This window comes from Amycolatopsis sp. NPDC104587 (assembly GCF_055583645.1).
Genome location: NZ_JBVJNO010000001.1, coordinates 23,884 through 31,872 on the forward strand (window position 1 = coordinate 23,884; position 7,989 = coordinate 31,872).

Consider the following 7,989-nt stretch of genomic DNA (forward strand, 5'->3'; position numbering starts at 1 on the left):
GCGTCGCGCAGACACCCCTTCCGCGCAACTCTTCAGTCACCGATTCCACCCCCGTCGCAAGCTCACCCGGCGACGCAAAAGGCACGCACCCCCCCCCCCCCCCCCCCCCCCCCCCCCCCGCGGCCGGCTCGGCGGCGCTCGACCACGAGTACTCGACGGTGCCGTCCGGGCGGACGCCGGCGCCACCGATCCGGCCGGCTGGGGTGTCCACAGAGGACAGCTCGGCGGTGTCGAGGTCGTAGCGGTACAAGGAACTGCGGCCTTCGTGGAAGTGCACGACGAGCAGGGCGCGCGCGTCCGGGTACCAGCCCGCGACGACCTCGCCGGGCAGGTCGAGCTCGAGCTCCGTCTCGGTGTCCTCCCGGACGTCCCAGACGAGCAGCTCTTCACGGCCCCGGCGTTCGTGCAGCACCAGCAGGCGCTGGTCGCCGGGCAGCGGGGAGAACTCGAGGGCGGTCAGGCCCTTGCCCTCGCCGTCCCAATTCTCGGAAACGGTGCCGAAACCGTCGGTCGCGAGCACCCGCAGCGCGGGGTGCCGCGAGTCGCCGTGTTCGGAGTGGGAGATCGCGATGAGGCTCTCGTCGCGCGAAAGCGACGCGATGCCGGCGTCGTCCGCGTGGTTGTAGAAGCGGTGCGTTTCGCCGTCGATCCGGGCGAAGAGCTCACTGCCGTCGTCGGTCGAGACGCCGATCGCGACGAGCTTCGCGCCGATCTCGAGGCCGGCCGGGTAGCCGTCGTGGACGTCCGGCACGGCCTTCTCGGGCTTGCTGCCCTCGGTCGCGGCGAACGGCTCGCGCACCCACGAGCCGAACTCGTCGCCGTCGGTGTCGTCGAACCACCAGATCCACTCGCCGTCCGGGGACGGGGTCGAGTGCATGGTGCCGTTGGGCCGGTCGGTGACGCGGCGGTGCTCGCCGGTCGCGCGGTCCCAGGCGTAGACCTCCCAGACACCGCTGGAGTTGGAGACGTAGACGTTGGAGTCGGGGGCGTCGCGAGCCCAGTCGGGCACGGAGATGCGCGGGGCGTGGAAGCGGGCGCGCCAGCGGGTTTCGGCTTCGGCCTCGTCGAACAGCCGGTCCGGGACCACCGCGGGCGGATATTGGTTGGCTGACTGCGTGCTCACCCCTCGATCCTGCCACCTTCTGGCCGTACTGTGTGCGGGGTGCTGGAGGGTTACGCGCCGGGCTACGGGCGAGACGCGGTTTCGATGATGTCCGCGCGCACCGCCGCGGAGCGCGCGACGTTCGCGCAGCCCCTGTTCACCCCGGGCGCCTGGGTGGTCGACCTCGGCTGCGGCCCGGGCTCGATCACGCTGGGGCTCGCGGCGGAGTCCCGCGTGGCGGGTGTCGACCTCGACGCGGGCCAGGTGGCGATGGCCCGCGCGCTGGCCCGCCGCGCCGGCCGGTCCACAGTGGACTTCCTGGTGGCGTCGGCCTACGACCTCCCGTTCGCTTCCGGGAGCGTGGACGTGGCGTTCTCCCACGCGTTGTTCGAGCACCTGGCCCGCCCCCTGGACGCACTGGCGGAGCTCCGCCGGGTCCTGAAACCGGGCGGCCGCCTTGCTCTGTCCACTTCGGACTGGAGCAAGGCCCGGATCCGCCCCAAGACGGCAAACGTGGACGCGGCCCTGAGAGGCCACTACTTGTTGCGCCGCCAGGCAGGCGGAAACCCGTTCGCGGGCCGGGTGATAGCGGACCAATGCGCGACGGCGGGGTTCACGGAGATCGTCTCAAGAGCGCGTTACCGCGAAGACATGAGCTACCGCGACCTGGCGAAGTACGTGGAAGCACGCCTGGAGGCAGCGATCGCGGAACCGGGCCGAGACCGGGACCAGCTGGCGAGCGCGGCGCGTTCGGCCTGGATGTGGACCCGCGGCGGCGACGGCGACTTCACCCAATGCTGGGTAGAAGTAACAGCCACCCGAGGCTAGGGAAACGCGCCAGCGTGGCGTCGGGGGTCCAGGGGGCGAAGCCGCCCTGGCGGGGGCTTGGGGGTTCGACCCCCAAAAAACACCGAGGGGGCCGCGGTGGTTCGTGTTTTCCACGAACACGCGGCCCCCAAGGCTCACTCGTCGGGGTGGCGGGATTCGAACCCACGACCTCCTCGACCCGAACGAGGCACGCTACCAAGCTGCGCCACACCCCGAGGTACTGCTTAACGGGTCGTGGAGAAGTCTAGCGGACGGTGTCGCGGGCTTTTCGGCGGGCCGCCTTACGCGGTTCCTCAGCCCCCGACCCGCGCGGGACCAGCGTCAACAGGCTGGCTTCCGGTGGGCACGCGAAGCGGGCCGGGGCCCACGGCGACGTCCCCAGGCCGGCCGAGACGTGCAGCCACATGTGGGCTCCCCAGCGGGAGGCGCCGCGGGCGCGGGTGCGATCCAGCTCACAGTTGGTGACCAAAGCGCCGTAACCCGGGAGCCGGAGCTGGCCGCCGTGGGTGTGGCCCGCCAGGACGAGGTCGTAACCGTCCGTGGCGAACGTGTCGAGGACCCGCGGCTCCGGTGAGTGCGTGACGCCGATGCGGACGGCCGCGCCGGTGTCGGCCGGGCCCGCGATGTCGGGGTAGCGGTCGCGGCGCAGGTGCGGGTCGTCGACGCCGGCCGCGAAGACCGCCTGGCCGCCGACGTCGATCGTGCGGCGGACGTGGGTCAGGTCCGTCCAGCCGTGCTCGACGAACGCCGCGCGCAGGTCGCGCCAGGGCAGCTGGACGCCGTGGATGCGCTTCTTCTTGCCCTTCGGCATCAGGTACCGGGCCGGGTTCTTGGGCTTCGGCGCGTAATAGTCGTTGCTGCCGAAGACGAACACGCCGGGCCGGTCGAGCAGCGGGCCGAGCGCCCGGAGCACCGACGGGACGGCCTGCCGGTGCGAAAGGTTGTCGCCGGTGTTGACGACGAGGTCGGGTTCGAGCTCGTCGAGAGCGGCGACCCAGCGCTGCTTGCTGTGGTGGCTCGGCAGCATGTGCAGGTCCGAGACGTGCAGGATGGTGAACGGCCGCGACCCGGGCGCCAGCACCGGGAGCTGGGCGGTGCGCAGGGTCCAGTGACGCCGTTCGATGCCGACGGCGTAACCGAGCGTCGCGGCGCCGAGCGCCAGCGTCCCCGCGGCGAGGCGTGCCGCTTTCGCCCCCGACGTGGATTTGTTACTGAGCGTGCTCACGGGGTCCAGGATACGTGCTCAACGGTTGGATGACTTCGCCGCCGTTACGGGGAACCTCTTGATTAGCATTTGCGTCGGCCCGTAGACGGGAAGCAAGCCGGGGGGCTTGGGGAGAACGATGGAGCAGTTCGGGCCGTACCGGATCGAGGGCCTGCTGGGCCGCGGTGGCATGGGCGAGGTCCACCGCGCCTACGACACGGCGCACGACCGCGTCGTCGCGCTGAAGCTGTTGTCCGGACCGAACGCGGCGGACGAAGGCTTCCGCGCGCGCTTCCGGCGTGAGTCGCAGATCGTCGCGCGGCTGCGTGAGCCGCACGTGATCCCCATCCACGCGTACGGCGAGATCGACGGGCAGCTGTACCTCGACATGCGCCTCGTCGAGGGCAAGGACCTGAAGGAGCTGCTCGAGGACGGGCCGCTGCCGCCGGATCGCGCTGCCGGCATCGTCGAGCAGGTCGCGGGCGCGCTCGACGCCGCGCACGAAGACGGCCTGGTGCACCGGGACGTCAAGCCGTCCAACGTGCTCGTCACGAGCGCCGATTTTGTGTACCTCGTGGACTTCGGCATCGCCCGGTCGATGACCGCCGAAGGCACGTCGATCACCGGCACCGGCAACGTGATCGGCACGCTCGACTACATGGCGCCGGAACGCTTCGGTGACGCGCCGATCACCGGGCTCGTCGACGTCTACGCGCTCGCGTGTGTCCTTTTCGAATGCCTGACCGGCAGCCGCCCGTTCCCGGCCGAAGGCGCGGCCGCGCAGATGGGCGCGCACCTGACCGCGTCGCCGCCCGTGCCGTCGCAGGTGCGACCGGGCCTGCCGCCCGCCTTGGACGCCGTGGTGGCGCGCGGGATGGCGAAGAAGCCGGCGGACCGCTACCCGACGGCGGCAGCGCTGGCCGACGCCGTCCGGGCCGCGGTGAAAGCGCCGGCCGCTCCGCACCCGACGTGGCAGAAGACGCTGCCCGCGCCGGCCTGGCAGCCGACCCGGCCGGGGCCGCCGCCCACCCTGGCCGCTCCTCCGCCCATGACACCGCCGCGGGCGACGCCGGTCCCGACCGGGCCGTACGGTCCGCCGACCGGGGCGTACCCGAGCCCGCCGCCGCCCGCCCCGGCCGCGCCGAAGTCCCAGCGCAACCGCTGGATCGCCGTGTGCGGCGTGCTGGCGGGGATCGTGGTGGTCGCGCTGGTGGTGACGTACCTGGTGACGAAGGGCCGGACGTCGCAGACGGGCAGCCCGACGTCGTCCCCGCTGGTGCCCGCGACCGTCACCGAGGGGTCGACCCCGCCGCCGACCCCGCCGCCGACGACGTCGAGCCCGCCACCGTCCACTTCGGAGACCAAGCCGGCGCACGACGAGAAGCTGTACGCCGCGCTTCCGGCCATCTACAAGCAGTACTCGTGCGTCGACGCGGCCGTGCCCGCCGGCGCGGCCGCCGCGGTGGAGTGCCAGGGCTCGAACGTCGGGGACATCAAGTCGGGCAACGTGGTGTTCCCGGAGCCGACCGGCGCGCGCTTCCTCCGCTTCGCCGACGCGGCCGCGATGGACGCGTTCTTCCAGAGCATCGTCAAGGCGCAGGGCCTCACCCGCAACGACGCGCAGGGAGCGTGCCGGCCCGAGAAGTACCCGAAGATCTGGGGCACGTACTACCGCGCGGCGGCCCCGAAGCCGGGTGAGTACCTGACGTGCTTCGTCGGCACTCCGTCCCAGCTGGTGTGGACGCAGCAGAACCTGGTGGCCGGCGTGCTGCTGTCGACCAAGGTGACGAACAACGCCGAGCTGGCCGACCTGTACGAGTGGTGGAACACCGGGATCCTGTCGGAGATGCCCGACAACTGACCCGGAACGACCAGAGGGGGCCCGCGGGCCCCTCTGCGTCGTCACGGTTACCGGCCGCCGCCCATGTACTGCGGGTCCGGTTGCGGGAGGTCCATTCTCGGCTGGCTCGCGTCCATGATGTTCTTCATCGCGCCGAACCACGTGCGGGCCGGGGCGTGGCCACCGAAGATGTTGCCGTCGCGACCGCCGGCGCAGAGGCTGACGCGGCCCGGGCCGGCGTCGCAGATACCGCCTCGGCCGCCGCCGAACTTGAACGTCATCGCCGCGCCCGCCAGCTGGGGCGTGCCGCCGACGAACGTCGCCGAGACGTTGCCCTGCGTGGTGCCCGTCTTGCCGATGATCGGGCGGTCCCAGCCGGCGCTGTTGGCCGCCTGGAACGACGTGCCGCCGGGCTGGTCGTCCTTGCTCATGCCGACGGCGAGGGTGTTGGCCAGGCCCTCCGGCACGACCTGCTGACACGCCGCTTCCTTGACCGGGACCGGTTGCCCGTTCCGGTCGGTGACGCCGGCGATCGGCGTCGGCGGGCACCAGACGCCGCCGGAGAGGATCGTCGCCGCGACGTTGCCCAGCTCCAGGCCGCTCAGCGGGCTGAAGCCGAGCGTGAACGCGCCGTAGCCCGGGTTCTGCCCGTTGGGCCCGTAGACCTGGGCCTGGCTGAGCCGCTTGTTGTCGTCCGGGGACTTCGGGTCGACCGTGCCGCCGCCGGTCGTGCTCGCCATCGTGTCGCGCATGCCGAGCCGGCTGGCCATGTCGATGCCCGGCGCCGTGCTGCCGAGCCGGTCTTCCAGCTCGACGAACGTCGTGTTCGGCGACGTCGCGAGCGCGGTCTGGACGGTCGCGCCCTGGGCGACCCGGCTGTAGTCACCGGCGTTGCCGACGCAGTACCAGCGCGAGCGCAGCGGCGGCCCGGTCTGCGGGCAGCTGTTGCCACCACCGGTGAAGACGTGCGAGGTGTAGGAGTCGGGCACCTGGACCGGCGAGAAGATCCCGGTCACACCCTTCTCGAGCGCCGCGGCGGTGGTGAAGATCTTGTACGTCGACCCCGCGCCGCCGGTGTTGTAGACACCCGCGGGCAGCGCGTACGTCGTCTGGCCCTCGTCCTGGTTCCCGCCGTAGTCGCGGTTGGCCGCGAGCGCGACCACCTCGTGCCGGTCCTTGCCCGGTTTCACCAGCGACAGCGTGTTCGCGATGTAGGGCTGGGTCTTCTTCACCTGCGCCTCGGCCGAGACCTTCGCCTCGTGGTTGGCGCGCTCGTCCAGCGTGCTCTTGATCGTGTACCCGCCGGTGTAGAGCTGGTCCTTCGTCATCCCGGACTTGATCAGGTAGTCCTCGACGTACTGGCAGAAGAACCCGGACTCCGGGCCCGCGCCGATGCAGTTGGCCGGCGGCTTGGCCGGGAAGTCCGGCACGACGCCCAGCGGCTCGCCCTTGAAGCGGTCGGCGTCGGCCTTCGCCAGCTTCTTGTTCTCGACCATCCGGTCGAGAACGAGGTTGCGGCGCGCGGTGGCCTTGTCGGCGTGCTTCCACGGGTCGTTGTTGACCGGGTTGTTGACCAGGCCGGCCAGCAGCGCGGCCTGCGGAACGGTCAGCTTTTCCGGCGTCGTGTTGAAGTACGCGTGCGCGGCGGCGCCGATCCCGAAGATCTGCCGGGAGAATTCGACGATGTTCAGGTAACCGGCGAGGATCTGCTGCTTGCTCAGTTTCGTTTCGAGCTGGATCGCGATCCGCGCTTCCTTGAGCTTGCGGGCGACCGACTGTTCCTGGGCCTTCTTCTGGCCGACCTGGTCGCCGCGGTAGACGACGTTGATCAGGTAGTTCTTGACGTACTGCTGCGTCAGCGTGGAAGCGCCCTGGGTGTCCGCGCCGGTGCTGTTGCTGACGGCCGCGCGCAGCGTGCCCTGCCAGTCCACCCCGTGGTGGTCGTAGAACCGTTTGTCCTCGACCGAGACGAGCGCCCATTTCATGGCCTCGTTGATCTGGTTCTCGGTGATCGGCAGCCGGTACTGGTCGTACAGGGTGGCGATCGGCTTGCCGCCGCTGTCGGTGACCGTCGTGACCAGGGGCGGCGGAATGTCGGCGAGGTCCGAAGACGTCTTCTCGACCGTCTCGCTGGCCTGGTTGGACATGACGCCGGCGGCCCCCACGACCGGGAAGAGCATGCCGGCGACGAGCACCCCCGCGAGCAGACAGAGGCCGATGAGCTTGAACAAACCATCCGCTTTTCGCACGGGGCCAGCCTACGCGGACGAGGTCAGGCCACGGTGACGCCCTGTCTCCACAAGTGTGAATTCAGTGACAAAACCGACCCCCTTCGGTGACATCTGGTAACGGAAGGCATCCTAGGTCTTGGCGGGGGGAACCGAGGGCCCCTACAGTCCGTCAACGTCTCACGAAGAAAAGCCGTCGGACGGGTTAGCGCGAGTGGGAGCTCGCTTGGCCCGAACGGCGGCACCGGCACCGGGGAGGTGCCCGGGTAACCGACGTGAGCAGAGGGAGACACGCTCGCGGGGGCAAGGAGCGCAGTGCCTTTCCCCGCTGGTGCGTCGAACACCAGGGTAGGGAGCTGGGGGTATGGAAACCAACCAGTCGAGCTGGCGAATCAACGCGTCCTGCCGGGACGCCGATCCGGACGGCCTGTTCGTCCGGGGTGCGGAGCAGAACCGGGCGAAAGCCGTCTGCATGGGCTGCCCGGTCCGCACGGAATGTCTCGCCGAAGCGCTCGACGGCCGGATCAACTTCGGTGTCTGGGGCGGTATGACCGAACGGGAACGGCGGGCCCTGCTGCGCCGCCGTCCCGACGTGGGGAGCTGGGCGGATCTGCTCGAGGCGGCCAAGAGGGACGCCCTGGAACGGGTCGAAGTCGGCTGACCGCCCTACCGCAGCTCGTCGTGGGGGGGGGGGGGGGGTGTGGGGGACGGCGCCCAGACCACTAGAGGGGGGGCGGGCGGAGGGGGGTGAGGTTAGGGTGGGCGGGGGGCCACAGGGGGGCGGCGT

Annotated in this window: 6 protein-coding genes and 1 tRNA gene; 3 read left to right on the plus strand and 4 right to left on the minus strand. The window is 70.8% G+C overall.

What is annotated here, in order from left to right; genetic code table 11:
* Positions 1-1,123, minus strand: a 1,123-nt coding sequence (locus ACZ61C_RS00140; protein WP_465301161.1) for a TolB family protein, incomplete at its 3' end; no start/stop codon positions are given.
* A gap of 39 nt (positions 1,124-1,162) precedes the next feature.
* Between ACZ61C_RS00140 and ACZ61C_RS00145 the strand changes: the two genes are divergently transcribed.
* The gene (locus tag ACZ61C_RS00145; protein WP_465301163.1) at positions 1,163-1,930 is read left to right on the plus strand and encodes a methyltransferase domain-containing protein; all 768 of its coding nucleotides are present in this window, start codon (positions 1,163-1,165) and stop codon (positions 1,928-1,930) included.
* A gap of 141 nt (positions 1,931-2,071) precedes the next feature.
* Here the strand turns inward: ACZ61C_RS00145 and ACZ61C_RS00150 are convergent.
* Both ACZ61C_RS00150 and ACZ61C_RS00155 read right to left on the minus strand, forming a co-directional pair.
* A tRNA-Pro gene (locus ACZ61C_RS00150) sits at positions 2,072-2,145 on the minus strand.
* A 29-nt stretch (positions 2,146-2,174) separates the two neighbouring features.
* Positions 2,175-3,155 carry a metallophosphoesterase gene (locus tag ACZ61C_RS00155; protein WP_465301165.1) on the minus strand — a complete coding sequence of 327 codons (981 nt, stop codon included), beginning with the start codon at positions 3,153-3,155 and terminating at the stop codon, positions 2,175-2,177.
* A 118-nt stretch (positions 3,156-3,273) separates the two neighbouring features.
* Between ACZ61C_RS00155 and ACZ61C_RS00160 the strand changes: the two genes are divergently transcribed.
* Positions 3,274-4,995: a serine/threonine-protein kinase gene (locus ACZ61C_RS00160; protein WP_465301167.1), complete on the plus strand. Its 1,722-nt coding sequence runs from the start codon at positions 3,274-3,276 to the stop codon at positions 4,993-4,995.
* Between the two features lie 47 nt (positions 4,996-5,042).
* Here the strand turns inward: ACZ61C_RS00160 and ACZ61C_RS00165 are convergent, their stop codons facing one another.
* Entirely contained in the window at positions 5,043-7,223 is a 2,181-nt protein-coding gene (locus ACZ61C_RS00165) for a transglycosylase domain-containing protein (protein ID WP_465301169.1), read from the minus strand.
* A 343-nt stretch (positions 7,224-7,566) separates the two neighbouring features.
* Here ACZ61C_RS00165 and ACZ61C_RS00170 point away from each other — a divergent pair, with 343 nt between their 5' ends.
* Positions 7,567-7,863: a WhiB family transcriptional regulator gene (locus ACZ61C_RS00170; RefSeq protein ID WP_465301171.1), complete on the plus strand. Its 297-nt coding sequence runs from the start codon at positions 7,567-7,569 to the stop codon at positions 7,861-7,863.
* The last annotated feature ends 126 nt before the right edge of the window (positions 7,864-7,989 follow it).